Consider the following 1373-nt stretch of genomic DNA (forward strand, 5'->3'; position numbering starts at 1 on the left):
AACTCAGTACGAAGGTGTGCTTAAAAATGGTTGGCATTTACTGGCGCGACTTCATCTTATTGAGCGTGAGTTTAATCGTTTGAAAGCAGATGAGGCACTGTGGAATGCGAAACAATCAAGCATTGGCTTCTCGATGTATACCAAAGATGAAGCGAACAGCATCTCAAACAATGACTGGTTGCTCATTGCCCTAAGTTACGTGGCTCAGCGAGATATGACTAACTATCTCGACATGTGGGGATTCTCGTTCTCAGAAAAAGCGAAGCAACAAGTTGTTGCGTTGAATCTGACGCCGATGCCTCTCACTTACTTTGCAAGTAGCAATACTGGCTACTGTCTGAACGAATTCGCTCAAACGCCAGTAAGTATTGATGGTCAAACGGTTTGGCCGCTGAACTAGCTGAGTAGAAAATAACGTGCATGAAAAAGGGAGACTGAGTCTCCCTTTTTACTAGATTTATCTTAGCGTTGAGTCACGGTTATTGCTTTGTAAAGTATTACTTGAATGTCGACCAGATTGGCGCGTGGTCTGAAGGCTTTTCAATACCGCGTAATTCATAATCGATACCCGACTCAATACATTTTTGCGCGAGAGAAGGAGTCGCCAAAATCACATCAATTCGTAGACCTCGGTTGTCATCAAAGCCGCGAGAGCGGTAGTCAAACCACGAGAAGCGATCGTTCACTTCTGGGTAAAGCTTACGGAAAGTATCTTCAAAGCCCCAATCTAACAACGTTTTCAGCCATTCACGTTCTTCTGGTTGGAAAGAGCATTTACCCGTTTTCAACCAACGCTTACGGTTCGGTTCTCCGATACCGATATCTGAATCGATAGGGCTGATGTTGATATCACCCATAACAATCAACTGTTCATCGTTGCTGTGATGATCGTTTAGATACGTCATTAGATCTTTGTAGAACTGGCGCTTGTATGGGAATTTCGTTTCGTGGTTAATGTTGTCCCCTTGAGGGAAGTAGCCATTAAGCACCGTTACTTTTTCACCATTTTCGTTTTCAAATGTCGCCATGATCATGCGCTTTTGGTGTTCTTCGTTATCCGTTGGAAAACCTTTTTGTACGCGGATGGGCTCTTGCTTACAAAGCATCGCTACGCCGTAATGCGCCTTCTGGCCATGAAAATACACTTTGTAACCCATGGCTTCGACATCTTCAATCGGGAACGCTTCATCATGCACTTTAATCTCTTGAAGACCAATAACGTCAGGCTGGTGTTTATCGATGAGCGCTTGGAGTTGGTGCAGTCGCGCACGTAGTCCATTGATGTTAAAGCTGATTACTTTCATTATTTATCCTTTTGAGGGCGTATTTTTCTAGAATGGTATCATTCTGAAAGCGTAGTGAAAATGAATCTC

The 1373-nt window shown here is 43.6% G+C and carries 1 protein-coding gene and 1 pseudogene; one reads left to right on the forward strand and one right to left on the reverse strand.

From position 1 onward, the window contains the following. Positions 1-400, forward strand: a pseudogene (locus R7Q47_RS24630) (hypothetical protein); the annotation flags it as partial. A 97-nt stretch (positions 401-497) separates the two neighbouring features. On the opposite strand, the gene xthA reads toward R7Q47_RS24630, so the two are convergent. Continuing rightward, positions 498-1304: an exodeoxyribonuclease III gene (gene xthA, locus R7Q47_RS24635; protein ID WP_005481860.1), complete on the reverse strand. Its 807-nt coding sequence runs from the start codon at positions 1302-1304 to the stop codon at positions 498-500. Positions 1305-1373: the final 69 nt, after the last annotated feature.

It is taken from the genome of Vibrio sp. Vb0349 (assembly GCF_033338975.1).

What these genes read in the sequence shown, in the direction of transcription:
- xthA (WP_005481860.1), bottom strand. Translation starts at nt 1,304, where the DNA reads ATGAAAGTAATCAGCTTTAACATCAATGGACTACGTGCGCGACTGCAC.